Origin of the sequence: Burkholderia stagnalis (assembly GCF_039848545.1) — a bacterium.
Classification (GTDB): domain Bacteria; phylum Pseudomonadota; class Gammaproteobacteria; order Burkholderiales; family Burkholderiaceae; genus Burkholderia; species Burkholderia stagnalis.
Map to the genome: position 1 here is coordinate 3,048,849 of NZ_CP156685.1, position 21,195 is coordinate 3,070,043.

General features: G+C 69.1%; 22 protein-coding genes and 2 tRNA genes. 19 read left to right on the forward strand and 5 right to left on the reverse strand.

Annotated elements, in window-relative coordinates:
• The first annotated feature begins 29 nt into the window (after positions 1-29).
• The 8 genes from fdxA (at position 30) to ABFO07_RS14110 (ending at position 4,361) form a co-directional block, all read left to right on the forward strand.
• Positions 30-353, forward strand: a complete 324-nt coding sequence (gene fdxA / locus ABFO07_RS14075; RefSeq protein WP_059564727.1) for a ferredoxin FdxA — start codon at positions 30-32, stop codon at positions 351-353.
• 99 nt (positions 354-452) lie between these two features.
• Positions 453-528 (forward strand) — tRNA-Asn (locus tag ABFO07_RS14080).
• Between the two features lie 69 nt (positions 529-597).
• A tRNA-Asn gene (locus ABFO07_RS14085) sits at positions 598-673 on the forward strand.
• 114 nt (positions 674-787) lie between these two features.
• Positions 788-1,273 carry a CreA family protein gene (locus ABFO07_RS14090; protein WP_059564726.1) on the forward strand — a complete coding sequence of 162 codons (486 nt, stop codon included), beginning with the start codon at positions 788-790 and terminating at the stop codon, positions 1,271-1,273.
• A gap of 55 nt (positions 1,274-1,328) precedes the next feature.
• Positions 1,329-2,231 (forward strand): helix-turn-helix domain-containing protein, encoded by a 903-nt coding sequence (locus tag ABFO07_RS14095; RefSeq protein WP_347467676.1) that lies wholly within the window; start codon positions 1,329-1,331, stop codon positions 2,229-2,231.
• A 109-nt stretch (positions 2,232-2,340) separates the two neighbouring features.
• The gene (locus tag ABFO07_RS14100) at positions 2,341-3,093 is read left to right on the forward strand and encodes an AzlC family ABC transporter permease (RefSeq protein ID WP_059907456.1); all 753 of its coding nucleotides are present in this window, start codon (positions 2,341-2,343) and stop codon (positions 3,091-3,093) included.
• Positions 3,090-3,431 (forward strand): AzlD domain-containing protein, encoded by a 342-nt coding sequence (locus ABFO07_RS14105; protein ID WP_060016955.1) that lies wholly within the window; start codon positions 3,090-3,092, stop codon positions 3,429-3,431. Before ABFO07_RS14100 ends, ABFO07_RS14105 begins: the two co-directional genes overlap by 4 nt.
• 150 nt (positions 3,432-3,581) lie before the next feature.
• Positions 3,582-4,361 carry a DUF4088 family protein gene (locus tag ABFO07_RS14110; RefSeq protein ID WP_059907457.1) on the forward strand — a complete coding sequence of 260 codons (780 nt, stop codon included), beginning with the start codon at positions 3,582-3,584 and terminating at the stop codon, positions 4,359-4,361.
• Positions 4,362-4,462: 101 nt separating this feature from the next.
• On the opposite strand, the gene ABFO07_RS14115 is transcribed toward ABFO07_RS14110, so the two are convergent.
• Entirely contained in the window at positions 4,463-4,873 is a 411-nt protein-coding gene (locus ABFO07_RS14115; protein WP_060016957.1) for a hypothetical protein, read from the reverse strand.
• A 297-nt stretch (positions 4,874-5,170) separates the two neighbouring features.
• Between ABFO07_RS14115 and ABFO07_RS14120 the strand changes: the two genes are divergently transcribed.
• The 3 genes from ABFO07_RS14120 to fumC all read left to right on the forward strand — a co-directional run bounded on the left by ABFO07_RS14120 (position 5,171) and on the right by fumC (position 8,505).
• Complete coding sequence (locus ABFO07_RS14120) at positions 5,171-5,389, forward strand: RNA-binding S4 domain-containing protein (protein WP_059564720.1); 219 nt, start codon at positions 5,171-5,173, stop codon at positions 5,387-5,389.
• Positions 5,390-5,562: 173 nt separating this feature from the next.
• Entirely contained in the window at positions 5,563-6,951 is a 1,389-nt protein-coding gene (gene norM, locus ABFO07_RS14125; protein ID WP_059564719.1) for a multidrug efflux MATE transporter NorM, read from the forward strand.
• A 159-nt stretch (positions 6,952-7,110) separates the two neighbouring features.
• Entirely contained in the window at positions 7,111-8,505 is a 1,395-nt protein-coding gene (fumC, locus tag ABFO07_RS14130) for a class II fumarate hydratase (protein WP_059802943.1), read from the forward strand.
• Positions 8,506-8,599: 94 nt separating this feature from the next.
• Here the strand turns inward: fumC and ABFO07_RS14135 are convergent, their stop codons facing one another.
• Entirely contained in the window at positions 8,600-9,112 is a 513-nt protein-coding gene (locus ABFO07_RS14135) for an acyl-CoA thioesterase (protein WP_017333137.1), read from the reverse strand.
• Positions 9,113-9,212: 100 nt separating this feature from the next.
• A complete protein-coding gene (locus tag ABFO07_RS14140) occupies positions 9,213-9,353 on the reverse strand; it encodes a hypothetical protein (protein WP_196492614.1) in 141 nt (46 codons plus the stop codon).
• Positions 9,354-9,535: 182 nt separating this feature from the next.
• Here ABFO07_RS14140 and ABFO07_RS14145 point away from each other — a divergent pair, with 182 nt between their 5' ends.
• On the forward strand, positions 9,536-10,243 hold the full coding sequence (locus tag ABFO07_RS14145) for an ArsR/SmtB family transcription factor (RefSeq protein ID WP_059959874.1): 708 nt from the start codon (positions 9,536-9,538) through the stop codon (positions 10,241-10,243).
• A 137-nt stretch (positions 10,244-10,380) separates the two neighbouring features.
• Entirely contained in the window at positions 10,381-13,515 is a 3,135-nt protein-coding gene (locus tag ABFO07_RS14150) for a DUF6600 domain-containing protein (RefSeq protein ID WP_347467683.1), read from the forward strand.
• Between the two features lie 85 nt (positions 13,516-13,600).
• On the opposite strand, the gene ABFO07_RS14155 is transcribed toward ABFO07_RS14150, so the two are convergent.
• Together ABFO07_RS14155 and ABFO07_RS14160 are read right to left on the reverse strand one after the other, a co-directional pair.
• Positions 13,601-14,572: a thymidylate synthase gene (locus tag ABFO07_RS14155; protein WP_059885713.1), complete on the reverse strand. Its 972-nt coding sequence runs from the start codon at positions 14,570-14,572 to the stop codon at positions 13,601-13,603.
• 40 nt (positions 14,573-14,612) lie between these two features.
• A complete protein-coding gene (locus ABFO07_RS14160) occupies positions 14,613-16,013 on the reverse strand; it encodes a sigma-54 dependent transcriptional regulator (RefSeq protein ID WP_059564715.1) in 1,401 nt (466 codons plus the stop codon).
• 517 nt (positions 16,014-16,530) lie between these two features.
• On the opposite strand from ABFO07_RS14160, the gene ABFO07_RS14165 reads away from it, so the two are divergent.
• The 6 genes from ABFO07_RS14165 to ABFO07_RS14190 all read left to right on the forward strand — a co-directional run bounded on the left by ABFO07_RS14165 (position 16,531) and on the right by ABFO07_RS14190 (position 21,171).
• Positions 16,531-16,893 carry a hypothetical protein gene (locus ABFO07_RS14165; RefSeq protein ID WP_063888826.1) on the forward strand — a complete coding sequence of 121 codons (363 nt, stop codon included), beginning with the start codon at positions 16,531-16,533 and terminating at the stop codon, positions 16,891-16,893.
• A gap of 47 nt (positions 16,894-16,940) precedes the next feature.
• Positions 16,941-17,417 (forward strand): hypothetical protein, encoded by a 477-nt coding sequence (locus tag ABFO07_RS14170; protein ID WP_124490289.1) that lies wholly within the window; start codon positions 16,941-16,943, stop codon positions 17,415-17,417.
• 38 nt (positions 17,418-17,455) lie between these two features.
• Complete coding sequence (locus tag ABFO07_RS14175) at positions 17,456-18,088, forward strand: hypothetical protein (RefSeq protein WP_059564712.1); 633 nt, start codon at positions 17,456-17,458, stop codon at positions 18,086-18,088.
• Positions 18,089-18,112: 24 nt separating this feature from the next.
• Positions 18,113-19,555, forward strand: coding sequence for a cell wall anchor protein (locus ABFO07_RS14180; protein ID WP_124490288.1), 1,443 nt, complete (start codon positions 18,113-18,115; stop codon positions 19,553-19,555).
• A gap of 71 nt (positions 19,556-19,626) precedes the next feature.
• A complete protein-coding gene (locus ABFO07_RS14185) occupies positions 19,627-20,337 on the forward strand; it encodes a C39 family peptidase (protein ID WP_059564710.1) in 711 nt (236 codons plus the stop codon).
• Positions 20,338-20,343: 6 nt separating this feature from the next.
• Entirely contained in the window at positions 20,344-21,171 is an 828-nt protein-coding gene (locus tag ABFO07_RS14190; RefSeq protein WP_124490287.1) for a peptidase C39, read from the forward strand.
• The last annotated feature ends 24 nt before the right edge of the window (positions 21,172-21,195 follow it).

Here is a 21,195-nt window from a genome sequence, read left to right on the forward strand (position 1 = left end):
CATATATACCGCCAAGCAGGAGCGTTTTAATGACTCACGTTGTGACCGAAGGCTGCATCAAGTGCAAATACACGGATTGCGTGGATGTGTGCCCGGTGGATTGCTTCCGTGAAGGTCCCAACTTTCTGGCCATCGATCCGGACGAGTGCATCGACTGCGCCGTGTGCGTCGCCGAATGCCCGACCAACGCGATCTACGCCGAAGAAGACGTTCCGGGCGACCAGCAGCAGTTCACCGCGCTGAACGCCGAGCTGGCGAAGGACTGGCCGTCGATCACCAAGACGAAGCCGGCGCCGGCCGACGCGGACGACTGGAAGGACGTGCAGGACAAGCTGCATCTGCTCGAGCGCTGATCTCCCGGCGCCCGTCTGCAAAAAATTTTGTACGACGTGCGCCAAAAGTGTTGACAGCTTAGCCAACACTCCATACAATCTCGTTTCTCTGCTGTTTGTTCCCCGATAGCTCAGTCGGTAGAGCGCCGGACTGTTAATCCGTAGGTCCCTGGTTCGAGCCCAGGTCGGGGAGCCAAAAATGCAAAAGCCCGTTGTCGGTTGACGGGTTTTTTGATGGTAACCAAACGCAGATGTACCGATTTATTCCCCGATAGCTCAGTCGGTAGAGCGCCGGACTGTTAATCCGTAGGTCCCTGGTTCGAGCCCAGGTCGGGGAGCCAGACAGCGAAAGGCCCGTCCATGCGACGGGCCTTTTGTTTTTCCGGCAACCGCACGATGGCGCATCCCGTGCGCATGCTAGAGTCTCTGTCCCGAAATCGTTTCAGATTCCGCCGATGAAGAGCCGTCTCAGCCTTGCCGCACCGTCCGCCCTCCTTCTCGCTTCGTTCGCCGCCGCGCCGCTCGCGCATGCGGAGGAAGTCGGCAGCGTGAATACCAACTTCCGCCTGACGGGCTCCGACCGCGTGGTCGTCGAAGCCTACGACGATCCGCAGGTCGCCGGCGTGACCTGCTACGTATCGCGCGCCCGCACCGGCGGGATCAAGGGCTCGCTCGGCCTCGCCGAGGATCCGAGCGAAGCGTCGATCGCATGCCGCCAGGTCGGCCCGATCAGCTTCTCCGGGCCGCTCAAGCAGCAGTCGGACGTGTTCAGCGAGCGGATGTCGTTCATCTTCAAGACGCTGCACGTGGTGCGCGTGGTCGACAAGAAGCGCAACACGATCGTCTACCTGACGTACAGCGACCGGGTCGTCAGCGGCAGCCCGAAGAACAGCGTCACCGCGGTGCCCGTCCCGGCCGCGACGCCGATCCCCGTCAAGTAAGCGCACCGGGCCCGCGCGGGACTACACTGTCGATTCGCCCTTCCCGCGCCCCGTCATGTCCGCCGCCCGCCTCCGAGATTCCGCACGCTACTGGCGCACCCCGCTGCTGCCGGATGCGGATCTCGTCACGGCCACCTATTGCGACCACAAGTTCGCGCCGCATTGGCACGACGCGTATACGGTCCCCGTCATCGAAGCAGGCGCCGAACGCTATGTCTGTCGCGGCGCCGGCCATATCGCCGATACGGGCACCGTCCCCGTGATCAATCCCGGCGAAGTGCACACCGGCTCGCGCGCGGCCGACGACGGCTGGCGTTACCGGGTCTGCTACGTGCCGGTCGAGTTCATCCGGTCGCTCGCGAGCACGATCGCCGGGCGCCCGCAGGGCGCGCCGTGGTTTCCGCACGACGTGATCCGCGATCGGGATCTCGCGGCCCGGGTCGCGCGGGCGCACCGGATGATGGAAGCCGGCAGCGTACGCGCGACGGCGCCCCACGAATACGGGCCGCCGGCCGACGACGATGCGATGCCCGACGCACCGCCGATCTACGACCCGCTCGCCGCCGAGACGGCGATGCTCGACGCGTTCTCGACGCTGATCGTGCGCCACGCGGACGCGCATCTGCGGCCGGCGTGGCTCGCGTCGGACGAACCGCGCGTCGAAGCGATGCGCGAACGGCTTGCCGCCGATCTGACGGGCACGGTCACGCTCGACGAGGTCGCGCAGGCGGCCGGGCTGTCGCCGTTCCATGCGGCGCGCCTGTTCACGCGCACGACCGGCATGCCGCCGCACGCGTGGCGCAACCAGTTACGGCTCCAGCGCGCGCTGGCGCCGCTGCGCGCGGGCGTCGCCGTCGCCGACGTCGCGGCCGACAGCGGCTTCGTCGACCAGAGCCATTTCACGCGGCACTTCAAGCGGATGTTCGGCGTGCCGCCGGGGCGCTGGCAGATGCGCTGACGCCCCGGCGCGTCGCCACGGGCCGCCAGCGCGCCCCGCCCGGCAGCGCAAGAACATACAAGCCGCCTGCGCGCCGGCGCGCTAACCTCCTGCGCATGGAGGAGCCATCTTGAACCCGTCACCCACGTCATCCCCCCGCCGGCCGCTGAACGAGTGGCTCGACGGCGCCCGCGACACGATCCCGATGATGGTCGGCGCGGCGCCGTTCGGCGTGATCTTCGGCACGCTCGTCAGCGGCGGCCCGCTCGCCGGCTGGCACGGCGCGCTGATGTCGCTCGCCGTGTTCGCCGGCTCCGCGCAGTTCATCGCGCTCGGGCTGATCGCCGGCAGCGCGAGCTTCGCCGTCGTGCTCGCGACGACGCTGATCGTCAACCTGCGCCATCTGCTGTACAGCGCGACGCTCGCGCCGTATGTCGCCCACCTGCCGCTGCGCTGGCGCGCGACGCTCGGCGCGCTGATGACCGACGAAGTGTTCGCGGTCGCGTATGCGCACTACCGGCATTTCCCGCCCGGCGCGATCGGCCCGTACTACTTCTTCGGCTCGGGCCTCGCGATGTACCTGAACTGGCAGCTGTGGACGCTCGCCGGCCTCGGGTTCGGCTCGGCGTTCCCGGGGCTGCAGTCGCTCGGCCTCGATTTCGCGATGGCCGCGACCTTCATCGCGATCGTGGTGCCGCAGCTCGGCACGCTGCGCTACTTCGCGGCCGCCGCGACGGCCGGCGTGCTCGCCTATTGCTGGCAGGGCTGGCCGTACAAGCTCGGCCTGCTCGGCGCGGTGGCCGCCGGCGTCGTGGTGGGCGTCGCGTTCACGCTGCTGCACGAGCGCGCCCGCGCCGGCTCGCGCACGGAGGCCGCATCGTGAGCTACGCGCTGCTGATCCTCGGGATGGCCGTCATTACGTACGCGATCCGCTCGACGCTGTTCCTGTTTGGCGAACGCCTCGCGTTCCCGCCGCTCGTGCGTACCGCGCTCGGCTTCGTGCCGGTCACCGTGCTGACCGCGATCATCGTGCCGATGACCGTGTCGCCGCACGGCGGCACAGCCGAGCTCACCTGGCGCAATCCGCAGCTCGTCGGCGCGCTGGCCGCCGTGCTGGTGTCCGCGGCCACGCGCCGGCCGCTCGTGACGATCGCGGTCGGGCTCGCGGTGTTCTTCCTGTGGCAGGGCGTGGTGCTGCCGCACGGCCGGCTGCCCGGCTGAACGCGCCAATCGCTCAAGTTTCCGCGCGACCGGCCGATAAACGGTTGAAGACCTGCCATCGGCCCCGGCGCGGACCGGAGTGCCGACGGCGCGCGCATGCGGCGCGCCATCCCGGCATCCGGCCGGCGCGGGCCGCCATCGAGACGATTCATGGGCCAGATCACCCTTTCCCTCAAGGACGACACACTCGCGTCCCTGCGCAAGGATTACGACGCATTCGTGCGCGTGTCGCTGAAACTCGACCCGCAATTCGCGACCCCGTCGTTCGAGGATTTCCTGCGCGCAAAACTGCTCGACAACATGGTGCCGCTGACCGAGCACGCCGTGCAGCGCATGCTGCAGGGCGGCCAGTACGCGTGGGCCAAGCGCACGCTCGACAAGGAGTTCCCGGACGTGGTCGCGATCCTGATGCGACAGGCCGGCGAATTCGGCTTCGGCTTCGCGGCGCGCTCGGAATGGACGCCGGACGAACTCGCGAAGGCCTGCCGCGACTGGTCGAAGGCGATCGTCGCCGAGGCGCAGAGCGACGTGGACCTCATCGACCCGCTCGCCGCGCAGATCAAGAGCGCGGTGCAGGACATCCAGGTGCTCGAGGAGCAGATGCAGACGCCTGCATGGCGGCTCGCGGAATCGCTGCGGCAGCGGATCTACGAGGCCAAGCTCGCGTGCGAGATGAGCGTCGGCAGCACCGCGCGCGACAAGCTCGGCGAGCTGCGCGGCCTGCTGCGGCTGGGGCTCGCGCACGGTTCGTTCCAGAAGCAGGAAGCGCAGCAGATCATGGAGTACCTGCGGCTGCTGAAGCCGGAGATCTTCGTCGAGGAGCCGTACGACGTGTTCGCGCGCCTTGCCGCGTGGCTGCGCGGCGTATTTACGCCGGCGCCATCACGGACATCGCAGGGCCAGACGCCGGAACAACGCCGGCCGCAGTAAACGAAAAACGGCCCGGATCGCACGCAGCGAACCGGGCCGCCTGAGCGCCGCCGCAACGACGCGCCTTCCGGGGCGAGCGCCGTGCGGCGGACGAACGACGCTTACTGCGTTGCGCCCTGGGCCGACGCACCGCCCTGCACGCCGACCGACGCGCCGCCTTCGAGCGCGTCGCCGACCTTCGCCTTCGCGGCGTCGGCATGGCTCTTCACCGACTTCGCGGCGTGCTTGACGTGCTTCTTCGTCGAGTGGACAGCCGACGACGCGGTGTCCTTGGCCTGGTCGGCCGTCGCGCTCATGGCGTCGGTTGCACCGCCGACCGTGTTGGCCGCCGCCGCGCCCGCATTGGCGCCTGCACCGCCCTGCGCGCCCACGCCGACGCCGGCCACCGGCGTCTGCACCTGCACGCCGGCGCCTGCCGAGCCTTGTGCGCCCGCGCCCGTCTGGGCAAACGCGGCCGAAGTGGCGAACGCCGTCAGAGCGGCACCGATCAGCATCGTACGAATGTTGGACATGGCTATCCTCCTCAAGAAGTTGTTGGCGCGGATCGCGTCGATGCGGTCCGTCGCATACCCGCCGCAACATGCAACGGGTACGGCTAGAGACCCGGCGTTCACACGGCCGGTTCGCCGATCTCGCAGACTGTTACCCACCGTTTCATTTGCTGACGAATCGCTCACACTCTTTAACACCTCGGACTGACACATTCCCCGCCGGGATGTGTTAAACCCGCGCCGCCGCGCTCGCGCGCGGGCCCGCGGTGCCGTATGATGCGGGGCGATTCCTCCCGCGCCCCGAGCGCTTCCTTCGTCATGCCCAATCTGGATTTCACGCTGACCGGCGAATTCGTCGAGCTGCACAACCTCCTCAAGATCACCGGCCTCGCCGACAGCGGCGGCTCCGCGAAAGTGATCGTCGCGTCCGGCGCGGTCAAGGTCGACGGCGCGGTCGAGCTCCGCAAGACCTGCAAGATTCGCGCGGGGCAGGTCGTGCTGCTCGGCGATACGCGCATCGCGGTGCACGGCGCGTAGCGCGACGTCCCGCCGGGGCGTTGCGCCCCCCCCCTTTCCCCGCCCTACCCGCCGCCCCTGTCCGCGACAGGGCCATCGGCCGCGCGTTCGACACGGTTCGAATAAACCCGTAAGCTAGGCTTTTCTCAAAATAAGCACAGCGCGGGCCCGCACCTGCGCAACCCGTCCATTCCATGTCGCACACCGGTCTCTCGCGGGCGCCCGCCGCGCCGCCTTCCCTTTCCAGCCACGCCGCCGATACCGCGCGCCTCGCCGCGCCGCTCGCGATCGCGCAGCTGTCGCAGATGGCGATGAGCGTCACCGACACGGTGCTGCTCGGCTCGCTCGGCCCCGACTCGCTCGCCGCGGGCGGCCTCGGCGCGAACTTCTTCTTCGTGATCGTCACCGTGCTGCAGGGCGTGCTGTCGTCGGTCAGCGTCAGCGTCGCGCACGCGCGCGGCGCGAAAGCCGACGATCGCGTGCCGCACATCTACTGGACGGGCTTCGCGCTGTCCGTGCTGCTCGCGATTCCGGCGATCGTCGCGCTGTCGCTCGCCGAGCCGATCCTGCTGATGTTCCACGAGCCGCCCACGCTCGCGCGCAACGTCGGCGAATACACCGGCGTGCTGCGCTTCGCGGCGCTCGGCAGCCTGATCGGCGTCGGCCTGATGCGTTCGTTCCTGCCCGCGATCGGCGCCGCGCGGCGGCTGCTGTGGGTGTCGATCGGCAGCGTCGGCGTCAACGCGGTGCTGAACTACGGGTTGATCCACGGCGCGTTCGGGCTGCCGCGGCTCGGCTTTATCGGCTCGGCGGTCGCGACCACGATCACGATCTGGCTCACCGCGCTCGCACTCGTGTGGCTGCTGCACGGCCGGCGGCGCTTCAAGCATTTCGTGACCGCCACGCGGCCGAAGCTGCCCGTGATGGGCGAGCTGATCAGCATCGGCTGGCCCGTCGCGATCACGTACGGGGTCGAATCGACGCTGTTCCTCGCGACCGGCCTCACCATCGGCGTGCTCGGCGCAACCTCGCTCGCCGCGCACCAGATCGCGCTGAACGTCGCGTCGGTGTCGTTCATGGTGCCGCTCGCGATCGGCCAGGCCGCCAACGTGCGGGTCGGCTACTGGGCCGGCGCGGGCAACGCCGTGGCCGCGCGGCACGCCGGCTTCGTCGCGCTCGGGCTCGGCGTCGCGTTCATGTCGCTGTCGGGCCTCGTGATGATCGTCGCGCCGCACACGATCGTCAGCCTCTACCTGCGCCTCGACGATCCCGCGAACGCGGCCACCGTGTCGCTCGCCGCATCGCTGCTCGGCATCGCCGCGGTGTTCCAGATCGTCGACGGCATGCAGACGGTCGGCTCCGGCGCGCTGCGCGGCCTGAAGGACACGCGTATCCCGATGCTCGCGGCCACCTTCGGCTACTGGGGCATCGGCTTCCCGACCGGCTACTGGCTCGCGTTCCACGCGGGCCTCGGCGCACGCGGCCTGTGGTGGGGCCTCGCGGCGGGCCTCGCGAGCGTCGCCGCGCTGATGGCGTGGCGCTTCCATCGCAAGAGCGCATCGCTCGCCGAGCGGCCGGCCTGAGCGCCGGCCCGGGCCCCGCACCCTCCCCGCGACAGCGCGCAAAAACGCCCGCGGCGCTATGCTTGTCGGTTGAAGACGCCGCGCAAGCGGCGCGACTCCCCACGATACGCCCGACGCCGCGCACCGCGCGGCCCTTCCCCTTTCCAAGAGGAGTGCATCATGAACGAAGCAGTTCGGATGGAACGCGACACGTTCGGCGAAATCGCCGTGCCGGCCGCCCGGCTCTGGGGCGCGCAGACCGAGCGCTCGCTGCAGAATTTCCGGATCTCGACCGAGAAGCAGTCGCCGGAGCTGATCCACGCGCTCGCGATCGTCAAGCGCGCGGCGGCGGCCGTGAACCAGTCGCTCGGCGTGCTGGCCGACGACAAGGCGCACGCGATCATCGCGGCGGCGGACGAGATCATCGCGGGCCAGCATCCGCGCGAATTCCCGCTCGCGGTCTGGCAGACCGGTTCCGGCACGCAGACCAACATGAACCTCAACGAGGTGATCGCGAACCGTGCGAGCGAGCTGATGGGCGGCGAACGCGGCGAAGCGCGCAAGGTGCATCCGAACGACGACGTGAACCGCGGCCAGTCGTCGAACGACGTGTTCCCGACCGCGATGCACGTCGCGGCCGCATACGCGATCGTCAACCACCTGCTGCCCGCGCTGCGCACGCTGCGCGCGACGCTCGACGCGAAGTCGAAGGCATTCGCCGACATCGTGAAGATCGGCCGCACGCACCTGCAGGACGCGACGCCGCTCACGCTCGGTCAGGAATTCTCCGGCTACGTCGCGCAGCTCGACCAGGGCATCCGGCACGTGGAATCGACGCTGCCGCACCTGTATGAGCTGGCGCTCGGCGGCACCGCGGTCGGCACCGGGCTGAACGCGCATCCGGAATTCGCGGTGCGGGTGGCCGACGAGATCGGCCGCCTCACGACGCTGCCGTTCGTGACCGCGCCGAGCAAGTTCGAGGTGATGGCGGCGGCCGACGCGCTGGTGTTCGCGCACGGCGCGCTGAAGACCGTCGCGGCGAGCCTGATGAAGATCGCCAACGACGTGCGCTGGCTCGCGAGCGGGCCGCGCTGCGGGCTCGGCGAACTGTCGATTCCGGAGAACGAGCCGGGCAGCTCGATCATGCCGGGCAAGGTGAACCCGACGCAGTCCGAAGCCGTGACGATGCTGTGCTGCCAGGTGTTCGGCAACGACGTCGCGGTGAACGTCGGCGGCGCGAGCGGCAACTTCGAGCTGAACGTATTCCGGCCGATGATCGCGCACAACGTGCTGCAATCGGTGCGGCTGCTCGCGGACGGCGCGCGCAGCTTCAACGATCACTGCGCGGTAGGCATCGAGCCGAACCGCGCGCGCATCGACCTGCTGCTCAACGAATCGCTGATGCTCGTGACGGCGCTCAATCCGCACATCGGCTACGACAAGGCCGCGCAGATCGCGAAGAAGGCGCACAAGGAAGGCACGACGCTGAAGGCCGCCGCGCTCGCGCTCGGCTACCTGAGCGACGCGGAATTCGACGCGTGGGTGCGGCCGGAGCAGATGATCGGGTCGCGCTGATGCGCGACACGCGCGCCGCCGCAGTCGCGCGGCGCGCGCAAAGGTTGTTTCGGTGGAATCGCCCGCGCCGCGGCGCATGCCGCGACGGCGGGCTTCAGACGGTGCCCTTCGCGACCTCTTCCGGCTTCATCTCGACGATCTTGTCGAGCGCGGCGCGCACGTCCATCGCGTACTTCGCGAGACGCTTCTCCTCGTCGCTTTCCGGCACGAACGCCGGCACCGGCAGCGGATTGCCGTTCTCGTCGACGGCGACGAACACCACGAGGCAGTCGGTGGTCTGGCGCAGCACGCCGCCTTTCGGGTCGCCGGCGTGCACCGACACATGGATGTGCATGCTGGTGCGCCCCGTCGCGACGACGCGCGCCTTCAGCTCGACCAGGTTGCCGACCAGGATCGGGCGCTGGAAGCGGATGTTGCCGACGCTGACCGTCACGCAATAGCGGCTCGACCAGACCGCCGCGCACGCATACGCGACCTCGTCGATCCACTTCATCAGCGCGCCGCCATGCACCTTGCCGCCGAAGTTCACGGACGACGGCTCGGCGAGGAAGCGGAACACGGTTTCGGAGCGATCGAGGGTCGCGGTGGCGGGGGACGAGGCAGACATCTTGTTGGCTCCAGGCGGGGGTGCTGCAATCGGGCCATTATACGGTGCAGTGCGACAACGCGTCGCGGCGCGCCGGGGCCCGGCGATCCGCCCCCTTCGGTCAGCGGCGCACCGTCACGCCCTGGTCGACCACGCCATACATCTCGATATGGCTGCCGCCGTCGCCCGCGGCGCTCGCACCGCCCTGCGCGCATGCCGCGCACGCCAGCGCGGCCGCCAATATGCAGAAAATCGTCTTCATCGTCGCATCGTGTCGCGCGCGGCGGCCCCAGTGCCGCCGCGCCCGGCCATTCTACGCGCGGGCGCCGGCCGGCCGCGGGACCGCCCGTGGCTGACCGTCGGCATCCGACATTTCAGCACGAGACGAAACATCGAATGCCGCCAGCGCCTACACTGCGAGCATCCTCTTTCCGGGCTACGACGATGACCGACTCCGACGACCATCATTTTCCGGGCCTGAGCCGCCTCGGCGCACTGATCGCCGACCCCGGCCGGGCCGCGATGCTGTGGGTGCTGATGGACGGCAGCGCCCGCCCCGCCGGCGAGCTGACGCTGATCGCCGGGCTGTCGCCGTCCGCCGCGAGCGCGCACCTCGCGCGCCTGACCGAGGGCGGGCTGCTCGCGCTCGACGTCCGCGGCCGGCACCGCTATTACCGGATCGCGTCCGCCGACATCGCCGCGTCGCTCGAGGCGCTCGCGAACGTCGCCCGCGCGGCGGCGCCGCACCGGCCGGTGCCGCCGACCGCGCGCACCGTGCCCGCCGAGCTGCGCTATGCGCGCACCTGCTACGACCACATGGCCGGCGAGTTCGCGGTGCGCCTGTTCGACGGGCTCACCGCGCGCGGCTGGCTGAACGCGGAAGGCGACAGCGTCGACGCGACCGAGCTCGGCGCGCAGGCGCTCGCGCGCTGGGGCATCGACGTCGCGCAGCAGCGCACGCGCCGGCGCCGCTTCGCGTGCGGCTGCCTCGACTGGAGCGAGCGCCGTGCGCACCTGGGCGGCGCGCTCGGCGCGGCGCTGCTCGACAGCTTCTGCACGCACGGCTGGGTCGAACGCACCGCGCGGCCGCGGGTGCTGCGCGTCACCGTGTCCGGGCAGCAGGCATTCGACGGCTGGCTTACGGCCGCATGACAAACACGCGCGGCGGACAAGTTTTGTTACACGACGAGCAGAAGGCCTTACAAAACGCAGAGCACTGAAACAGCCCGAGCGGATATTGTGAATTCATCGGCACGAATCGACGCGCCGGGACAACGACAACGCTCATCATGGCCCTCCAGTTCACGCTCACGCGCACCGCCCGCCTCACGTTGCTCGCATTCGCGGCGCTCGCCGCGCTGCCTCCCGCGTTCGCGCAGTCGGCTGCCGCGGCGCCGTATGCCGCGGCAGCCCGGCAGCCGGGCGGCGACCCGCCGGGCCGCGTCGCGCGGCTCAATTACCTGTCGGGCGCGGTGACGACCGAGCCGGCCGGCACCGATACGTGGTCGTACGCCACCGTGAACCGGCCGCTCACGACCGGCGACCAGCTCTGGAACGACGCGGGCGCACGCTCCGAGCTGCACATCGGCTCGAGCGCCGTACGGCTCGGCGAATCGACGAGCCTGTCGGTGATGAACCTCGACGACACGACGACGCAGCTGAAGGTCGGCCTCGGCACCGTGTCGACGCACGTGCGCGCGCTGCCGCCCGGCACGTCGTATGAAATCGACACGCCGAACCTCGCGCTCGGCATCGCGGGCCCCGGCGACTACCGCGTCGACGTCGCGCCGAACGGCGCGAGCACGACGGTCACCGTGCGGCGCGGCAGCGCGACCGTCTATGGCGACAGCGGCCAGTACCCGCTGTCGGCCGGCCAGCAGGTGGTCTTCACCGGCACCGGCCTGCAGGTCGCGCAGCAGGCGGGCGCGCCCGCCTACGACCCGCTCGACCAGTGGGCCGCGAACCGCGACGCGGCCGAGGACCGCTCGGTGTCGGCCCGTTACGTGTCGCGCGACATCCCCGGCTACCAGGATCTGGACGCGAACGGCACGTGGCGCGACAACCCGAGCTACGGCGCCGTATGGGTGCCGAACGACACGCCTGCCGACTGGGCGCCCTATCGCGACGGGCACTGGATCTGGCAGGCGCCGTGGGGCTGGACCTGGGTCGACGACGCGCCGTGGGGCTTCGCGCCGTATCACTACGGCCGCTGGGCGTATGTCGACGACAGCTGGGCGTGGGTGCCGGGCCCGGTCGTGGTCAGCGAGCCGCCCGTCTATGCGCCGGCGCTGGTCGCGTTCGTCGGCGGTGGTGGCGGCGGTGGAGGGTTCGACTGGAGCGTCGGCCTCGCGGTCGGCGGGGCCGCCGCGGCAGGCTGCGCGTGGTTCCCGCTCGGCCCGGGCGAGCGATGGCATCCGGGCTGGGGCGGCTGGAGCCCGCGCTACTACGACCGCGTGAACCAGCACATCGTGGTGAACAACGTCAACGTGAACAAGACCGTGAACGTGACGAACATCACCAACATCAACAACACGTACGTCAATTTCCGCGCACCGCACGCGATCACGGCCGTGCCGGCGACCGCCTTCGTGCACGGCCAGCCGGTCGCGCACTTCTCGCAGCACGTCGATCCGCAGCAATGGCGCAATGCGCACGTCATGCCGGGCACGCCGGGCATCGCGCCGGTGCGCCAGAGCTTCACCGGCGGGCTGCGCAACGCCGCCTACCATCCGCCGGCCGCGCTCGGACAGCGCCCGGTCATCGCGACGCGCAACCCGGCCGTGCCGCCCGCGTATCGCGACCAGGCGGCCGCGCACCTGGTCCAGCAAGGCGCCCGCGTGCCCGGCGCCGGCGCACCGGTCGTCAAGACGGCCGTGCCGCCCGACTACACGCCGCACCCGGTGCGGGTGCCCGGCAATCCGCACGCCGGCGGCTGGGCGATGCACAACGTGCAGCTCGTGAATCCGCACGGCCCGGTCGTGCAGCCGGCGCGCGAAGGCCAGCCCGGTCAGGTGCGCGCCGGCGCGGGCGTGCCCGCGAATGGCCGGCCGGGCAGCGGCGAGGCACCGGACGCGTCGAGATTGATGAATGGCGTGGCGCCGAATGCGCCCCATGTGCCGAACGGCGAAGCGCCGAATGCATCACGGTTCATGAACGGCGCGCCGCCGAATGCTCCACACCCGCTCAACGGCGAAGCGCCGAACGCATCGCGGTTCACAAACGGCGTGCCCCCGAATGCGCCCCATCCGCTCAACGGCGAAGCGCCGAATGCACCACGGTTCGCAAACGGCGCGCCCCCGAATGCACCCCGCCCGCTCAACGGCGAAGCGCCGAACGCATCGCAGTTCGCAAACGGCGCGCCCCCGAATGCGCCTCGCCCGCTCAACGGCGAAGCGCCGAATGCATCGCGGTTCACAAACGGCGCGCCCCCGAATGCGCCCCGCCCGCTCAACGGCGAAGCGCCGAACGCATCACGGTTCATGAACGGCGCGCCCCCGAACGCGCCCCACCCGCTCAACGGCGAAGCGCCGAACGCATCACGGTTCACAAACGGCGCGCCCCCGAATGCGCCCCGCCCGCTCAATGGCGAAGCGCCGAACGCCCCGCACTTCGCGAATGGCGCCGCGCCCAATGCGCCCCGCTCGATGAATGGCGGAGACCAGAACGCCGCCCGGGTCACGAACGGCGTCCCGCATCCGCCGTCGTTCGACAACGCCCCCGGCGCGCACGGCGACAATCGCTTAGTCGCGGCACAGTCGCCGTCACCGTCGCCGGCCTGGATGCAGCCGCATGCGCCGCTCGATCGCCAGCATGCGGGCTTCGCGCCCTCCGGCGCGCCCACCGCGACGCATCCGGCGGGACAGAACGCGCTGCCGCCGGTGCGCAGCGCGACGCCGGCGCCGCATCCGGACGCCGCGAACGCCGAGCAGCCGCCACGCGGAACGCCGTCGCCACGCGCGCTGCCGAATCCCCGCACCGACATGACGGCCGAGGCGCCGCAGCCGCGCCCCGATTTCGTCCCGCCGGCGCAGCATGGGCAATCGCGGCCGGACAATGCGGCCCCGGCGCCCCGCCCGCAAGCCGACTATGCGCCGCCCGCGCCGCGCCATGACGTCGCGCCGCCACATGTGAACGACTACCGTCCGCCGGCTCCCGCGCGCGAAGCGCCACGGCCGCAGCCCGCCCCGCGCATGGAGCCGCGGCCGCAGATGCCGGCGCCCCACATGGAGCCCCGGCCGCAGATGCAGCCGCCCCGCATGGAGCCCCGGCCGCAGATGCAACCGCCGCACATGGAACAACCGCGTCCGCAGCCGCAGCCACCCCGCATGGAGCCGCGTCCGTCGATGCCGGCGCCGCACGTCGAGAGCCACCCGCCGCCGCAGGCGCCGCACGACAACGGCCATGACAACCGGCACCGTCAATAAGCGCCCGCGCAGATGAAACAAGGCCCGATCGACTTGCGTCGATCGGGCCTTCATCCGTCGGGACGGAAACCGGAGCGCGCCGCGCTCAGACGGCCATCGGCGCCGTCAACGGCTCATGGTGCCGGTAGCCGACGAGCGAGAAGTCGGACGGCTCGACCTGTTCCAGCCATTCCGGTGCGTAGACGCCCGTCTGCGCGTATGCCGGCACCCGGTCGGCGATCACGAGCCGCGGGCTCTCGTACGGCTCGCGCACGAGCTGCTGCTGCAGCATGTCGAGCTGGTTCTCGTAGATGTGGGCGTCGCCGATGAAGTAGGTGAACCAGCGCGGCGTATAGCCGGTCAGCCGGCCGACGAGCGACAGCAGCGCCGCCCCTTCAGTGAGGTTGAACGGCGTGCCGAGGCCGACGTCGTTGCTGCGGATGTACAGGCACAGCGAGATCTCGCGCTTCGCGGCGTTCGGCAGGAACTGATACAGCAGATGGCAGGCCGGCAGCGCGATCTGGTCGAGCACCGCCGGATTCCACGCGTGGAACAGGATGCGGCGGTCGGACGGGTTCTGCATGATCGTGTCGAGGCACTGGCGCAGCTGGTCGATCGCCTTGTACAGCAGCACCTTCGGCGCGCCGTCCTCGTCGAAGCGCGTGACGATGCGATAGCCGCGCTGGGTCGCATCGGCGATCTGCGCGTCGGCGCCCGCGTCGAGCACCTTGTAGCCGGGCCACTGGCGCCATTGCACGCCGTACACGTCGCCGAGATCGTCGACGCCCTGCCGGTACGGATTCGCGAGCCATTGCGCGTTGTCGTTCGCGTTGGCGTCCCACACCTTGCAGCCGAGCGCGCGGAAATCGGCGGCGCTGCGCGACGCGCGCAGGAAGCCGACCAGCTCGCCGATCGCGGACTTGAACGCGAGCTTCTTCGTCGTCACGGCCGGGAAGCCTTCCTGGAGATCGAAGCGCAGCATCGCACCGGGCATGCTGATGGTGCGGATGCCCGTGCGGTTCTCCTGCCAGGTGCCGGTGTCGAGGATGCTGCGTACGAGGTCGAGATACTGTTTCATGCGGGTTCCTTCGGCCGCGAGGGCGGCCGCACCCGCCATTTTAGCAAGCGTGCCGCGGAAGGTCCGGCAGCGGCGCCGGAAACCCGGCCAGTGCGCCGTCGCTGCGGTCGCGCATGCCGTGTGCGCACATCAGCCGGTACAGCGTGACGCGCGACACGCCGAGCTCGCGCGCCGCATCGGCAAACCGGCCGCGATGCCGCAGCAGCGCATGCTCGATCGCCTGGCGCTCCGCCGCCTCGCGCGCCTCGACGAGCGAGATGGGCGCCAGCACCGCATAGTCGTTCAGCTCGAGATCCGCCGCGGTGATCGTCCGGCCCTCCGACATCACGATCGCGCGGCGCACCCGGTTGATCAGCTCGCGCACGTTGCCGGGCCACGGATAGCCGTACAGCGCCGCGATCGCGTCCGGCGAGAAGCCGCGCAGGCGGCGATGCGAATCGCCCTTGAAGCGCTCGAGCATGTGTCGCGCGAGCACCTCGATGTCCTTGCCGCGCGCGCGCAGCGGCGGTTCCTCGACCCTCAGCACGCAGAGCCGGTGGAACAGGTCCTCGCGGAAGCGCCCGTCACGCAGCGCCGCCTGCATGTCGACGTGCGTCGCGCAGATCACCCTGACGTCGACCGGAATCGACACGTGCGCACCGAGCCGCTCGATCTTGCCTTCCTGCAGGAAGCGCAGCAGGCTCGCCTGGCTCTCGAGCGGCAGGTCGCCGATCTCGTCGAGGAACAGCGTGCCGCCATGCGCCGCTTCGACGCGGCCGGTCTTGCGCTGGTTCGCGCCGGTGAACGCACCGCGCTCGTAGCCGAACAGCTCGGCCTGCAGCAGCGTCGACGGAATCGCGCCGCAATTGATCGCGACGAACGGCGCCTGCGCGCGCGACGAACGCTCGTGAATCGCGACGGCCGTCAGCTCCTTGCCGGTGCCCGACTCGCCGGAGATGAACACGGGCGCATCGGTCGTCGCGACCCGGCGAATCATCTTGAAGAGCGCGAGCATCGCATCGCAGGTGCCGACCATCTCGCCTTCGCCGCGCCCGGCGCCCGGTTGCGGCGTGACCGGCTCGGTCAGCGCGACCATGCCGTGCGCGTGGCCGACGGTCTCGACGATGCGCGTCGTCTCGAACGGCATCGTCACGTAGTCGAAGCAGTAGTCGCGGATCAGGTGGCGCAGCGTCGCATCCTGCAACTGGCCGCGCTGCGTGGCTGCGATCCAGCCGATGTGGGGAATCGTCAGGCAGGGTTCGAGTTCGCGCAGGTCGGCCGGCTTGAAGCCCGACGAGAAGTCGAGCAGCCCGGCCGTCGCGACACCCTGCTGAACGGCGCGCCGCACGTCGCGCGCGGTCTCCGCGAGATCGACGCGCCAGCCGCGCGCATCGAAGTGCCCGCGCAGCGCATCGCTCGGTTCCCGGGAATAGTAGATCACGTGCCGCAGCTCGGCTTCCATACTCTCACCCCGTTCATCAACCGTCTAACGATTACCAGCGCACGTCAAATCACGTGCAAAAAGAATCGAATCGGGTCCACGCCCAGGGGTCGGCTCGATTCGCCATTTCAATGCAAGGCGACGCCATGCCTCGCATGATGGCGCTCATCAATGTCGCGTGCAGCCCCGCGACTTTCTTGGCGTGTCGCTTTTTTGGTCAAAGCAGCTTGGTTATAGACGTCGAACAAGACAAACCGATTTCAACGCCTCGCCCGCAGCAGATCGCGCCCGGCATTCCTCTGCATATATCCGCATGCATCGGGGCCGTTTGCGCATCGACACGTAGCGCTGATTGTCGTCCTTGCAGCGGTTCGCTTGAATCCGCAGTACTCCCAAGTCCCCTCGTTTCAGGCCTGAAACATTTTTTTCGCGTTTTACCGGGCAATTCCCTACGCGGAATGGCAAACCGCAATCGCGACAACGGTTTGGGGTCGATGGCATGCATTTCGCTGAATACCCGGTACACCGGAGACATGCCATGCGACACCTCCTTCGCCTTTCCCTCGCCTCGATGGCCGCCGTGCTGGCGACCGCGTGGCTGCCGAACGCGGCCCATGCCCAGGAAGCGTCGCAAGCAGTCGAGCCGGCTGCAACGTTTGCGCCTTCGCTCGCCGACGCTACGTGGATGAAGCGTTATGCGCCGCTCGACGAAGACACGCTCAGCCGCCAGCGCGGCCGCGCGCCGGGCTACGTGACCGTGTCGACCGCGTCGCAGATGGCGGCCGGCGGCAATGCGTCGGTGACGCTGTGGGACGAGATCACGCCGCCCACGCCGCTGCCGATTCCGGTCGATGCGCAACGCGCGGTGCAAGGCAACAGCGCGAGCTACACACGCAAGTAACAACCGGCGCCGCGACCCGCGGTCGATGCGCCACCGAGAGGCCCGACATGAACGCTCTGCTCCTTCCGCTGCGTCACCCGGTTCTCGCCGCGCTGTGCGCGGCATGCGCCGGCATCGCCTGCGGCGCGGCACACGCACAGGTCGCCAATCCCGGCGACATCATCGTGCTGCGCAATGTCACGCCGCGGGTCGCGTATCACAACGTGCCGACGGATCAGGATCCCGTGCTGTCCCGCGCGACAACGTTCCCGTCCAACACCTTCAACCCGATGATGGCGACGATGGTGTCCGATCTCGACCTGACGAATGCGCACGGCTCGAACGGCGTCGCACCCGGCGGCATGCTCGGCGACCTCGGCATGCAAGCCGTCACGCGTGCGCTCGCGGGGGACGCGGGCGGCGGGTCGATCGTGCGCGGCGCCGTCGGCGGCGCGCCGGCGACGGGCGGCATCGGCGGCATGATCGCGGGCTCGGTGACGGGCGCGCTGGCGCCGCTCACGAGCGCGCTCGGAGCCGCCAAATGAACGCGCGGCCCTCACGCTCGGCGCATCGCCGCGCAGGCATGCGGCCGCATCTCGGCACGCATCTCGGCGCGATCGCCGTCGCCCTGATCGCGCTGCTCGCCGCGCGCGGCGCATGCGCGCAGAACGTGCCGGCAAGCCCGGCGATCGTCAGCGGCACCGCGACGATCGCGACGGGCGCGGCGAACGGCACGACCGGCGCGATCACGATCAATGAAACCGCCGGCCTCGACAACGCGCAAAGCAACCAGCTGGCATTGGGAACGGGCGCGCTCGGCGCCGGCCATGTCGGCATCACGCAGGCGGCGAGCACGTCCGCCCGCGTGGGCGATACGGCCGCGCGCATCGAGGGCTCGGCATTTTCGAACATCTCGGGCGCGGTGATGGTGAACCAGAGCGCAGGGGTGGGCAATCTTCAGCGCAACAGCACCGTGCTCGGCACGCTGGGCGCGGGAGTGAGGGCTGTCTCGGATACCGAACTATCCGAGACAGCCCCGCGACACGGTGGACTGGGACTCCCGGTGGGCGGGCGGGGTATGCATGAAGTGTCGATTAGCGGCGACGCTTTCAAGCATATCAGCGGCATCGTACAAGTCAACCAGACCTCCGGCGCCGGTAATGCAACGGCGAACAGTTTTGTGCTCCGTCCCCCGGCGGGCACTCTTTTTAACTAAGCCATCACCGAAACGGAGTGAACCATGAAGCGCACACTCATTGCAGCGGCGGTTCTCGTCACTGCGGCAGGGTCCGTGTATGCCGCACCGCCCAAGGCGTATCTGTTCAACACGACAGGCGTGACCGAGACCGTCGGCATCCGCGGCTGGGTCCGGCTGTTCGGATGCGTCACCGTGACGAGCACCGCGGGGGCGGTGATCAACAACACCCAGTCGGTCAACCTTTCCGGCGCCCGGCTCGACCCGAACTACCAGAGCTACCTGAAAGGCGCAGTGACGACGACCTTCAACAACGAGGACAAGAACGTCTCGGTGCGTGGCAGTTCGTCGTCCTCGTCGAGCGAGTCGTTCGAACGGATGTCGTCGTCGCGTTCGAGCGAAACGCACATGTCGTCGCACGATTCGCGCAGCGTGACGGCCTGGGCGTCGGCGGAAGCCGAACGGTCGCAGTCGAGCAGCATGTCGCACACGACGTCGTCGACGCATGACACGAGCGCCAGCAGCGGCCACAAGGCCATCGCGGGCGTGGTGAACGCCACGGTGTCCGCAGCCGCGAGCCTGAACGAATCGCACGCCCACAGCGGCAACCGCCGCAACGGCAGCAGCAGCGAAAACGTGAACTTCGACGCCCGCTTCAATGCGACCGGCTCCGCCGCCGTGGCGTGGGACAACGCAGCGTCGAGCAGCACGACGCATGATGCCGCGGGCAGCACGACGACGAGTTCGAATTCGTCTTCGAGCGAAGCCGGGTACCGGGCGAGAGTGCATCACGACGATGCATCGTCGTCCTCGTCGTCGAGCCAGTCCGCGCAAGCAAGCGGCAGCGAAAAGCACTCGAAGAGCAAGTCGTGGGCCTTCAACCTCGACGTCGACAAGACCGACGTGAAGACGACGGGCAGCGTCACGCAGCACATCGACACGCGCAAGCCCGGCGTGCTGAACGCGGGCACCGGCGCCAACGCGGCATCGGGCGTCACCGGCAACCTCGGCGTGAACATCGCGGAAGGCATCAGCAACGTGCAGAGCAACGACGTCGCGCTCGCGTCGGTGGATGTCGGCAACGTGTTCGGCAACGCACAGATCTTCAGCAACCAGTCGTCGGCGGGCAGGGCCACCGTCAACAACTTCAAGCTGAACGCATCGGTCGGCGACGGCTCGCTGTCCGCCGTGCAGGGCAACGTCGGCGTGAACGTCGCGTCGGGTATCGGCAACGTGCAGAACAACAGCCTTGCCGGCGCCGTGACGACCGTCAGCGCGAGCCAGGTCAACACGGTCGCGATGGTCGCCACCGACGACAACACGCAAAGCGCGGCGGCCCAGGCCTCCGGCCGCTTCGAAGGCAACGCGATGCTCGGCGCCAATACGCTGCATGGCTCGAGCGGCAACATCGGCGTGAACATTGCCGGCGGCATCGGCAACCTGCAGCACAACGGTCTCGCGATCGCTGCGCTCAACAACGGTCATTGACCGCTGCAACCGGGGGGAGCGCGCGCCGTGCCGCACATCGTGCGGCGCGACGCGCGCAGCAGGAGAACAGCATGTCCGGGGAATATCGGCGGGTGTCGCTGCGCATCGCCGTCGTCATCGCCAGCGGCATCGGGTGCACATCAGGCTTCGCGCAGTCGAGCATCGATACGTCCACGCTCGCGGGCGTCCCGCTCACGAAGCATCTGCAATCGATCCGCGACCTGCGCTATCGCGACGTCGTCAACCAGCAGTTCGACTTCAGCTGCGGCTCGGCCGCGCTCGCGACGCTGCTCAAGTACGGCTACGACATCGATATTCCGGAAACCGAAATGATCCGGCGGATGATGGCGTTCTCGACGCCCGAGGTCGTGGTCCGCAACGGCTTCTCGATGCTCGACATGAAGAAGTTCGTCGAGACGCTCGGGCTGCGCGGCCGCGGTTTCCGGGTCGGCATCGACGCGTTGTACCACCTGCAGATTCCCGTGCTCGTGCTGATGGATCTCGACGGCTACGAGCATTTCGTGATCGTCAAGCATGCGGAGAACGGCCGGGTCTTCATTGCCGACCCGGCGCTCGGCAACCGCATTCTGCTCGAACAGGATTTCGCCAAGACCTGGAACGGCCTCGTGTTCGCCGTGCTGGGCAAACCCTTCAGGGAGGACTCGCCTCTTTTGCAGAACAACGAATCGCTGGCGCTCAAGTTGCGCGATCAGGCGCTCAACACGGGCTCCGCCGCGGTTCCCTTCGTTGAATTCGGCTTGATCAAGGCAGACTTGTTCTGACCCGTCATGAAACGCTACCTCTCGCCGCTTTGCCTCGCCTGGTGCGCCACCATGTGCGGCTACGCGAGCAGCGCCGTTGCAGCCGAAAACGCGCCCGGCGCGCTCAATGCAACACGTCCGTTCGACAACCGATTGCCTGCACCGGCCATGCAGCTCGTCGACGACGACGTCCTCGCCCACCAGACCGGCAAATATGCCGGCGCTTCGATGATTTCCGGGTTCGTCGTGAACCTGGTGTCCCAATGGCAGCTGCCGAACGGCGCCCTGGCGATCGCACAGGGCACGCTGACGGCCGCCACGAATGCCGCGAATCAGCTCGACGCGCATGTCACGACGCTCGCGAAGGTCGTCGGCGGCCACGGCGGGCCGAGCGGCGCGAACCCGCACGCCGTCGCGACGGGCGGGCAATCGGTATCGGTCAACGGCATCTCGCAGGTCACGCAGGTCGCAGGCAACAACAATGCCGGCAGCAACGCCGCCGTCATCGATTTCAATGCGCAGAACCCGGCGCCGGCGGCCATGCCCGGCTCGACGTCGAATTCGAGCGCGTTCGCGACCGATGCGTCCGGCACGGTGAAGGCCGGCGTCTCGTTCGGCAGCAACGGCGTCTCGCTCGTGCTGCAGACGCCCGCCGGGCTCGCCACCCAGTCGATCACCCCGGCCGCGAACCAGCAGGCCGGCGCGATCGCGCAACTGCTGCAGGTCGCAGGCAATCGCCAGATCGTCTCGAACCAGCTGCAAATCCTGTTGCATACGCAACAGATGTCACCCGCGACGCTCCGTCAGATGGGCGTCCTGCAGGCGCTGCAAAGCGGCGCCCTCTTGAGGAGATGACAGGCGGCGCGCAAGCCGCGACAT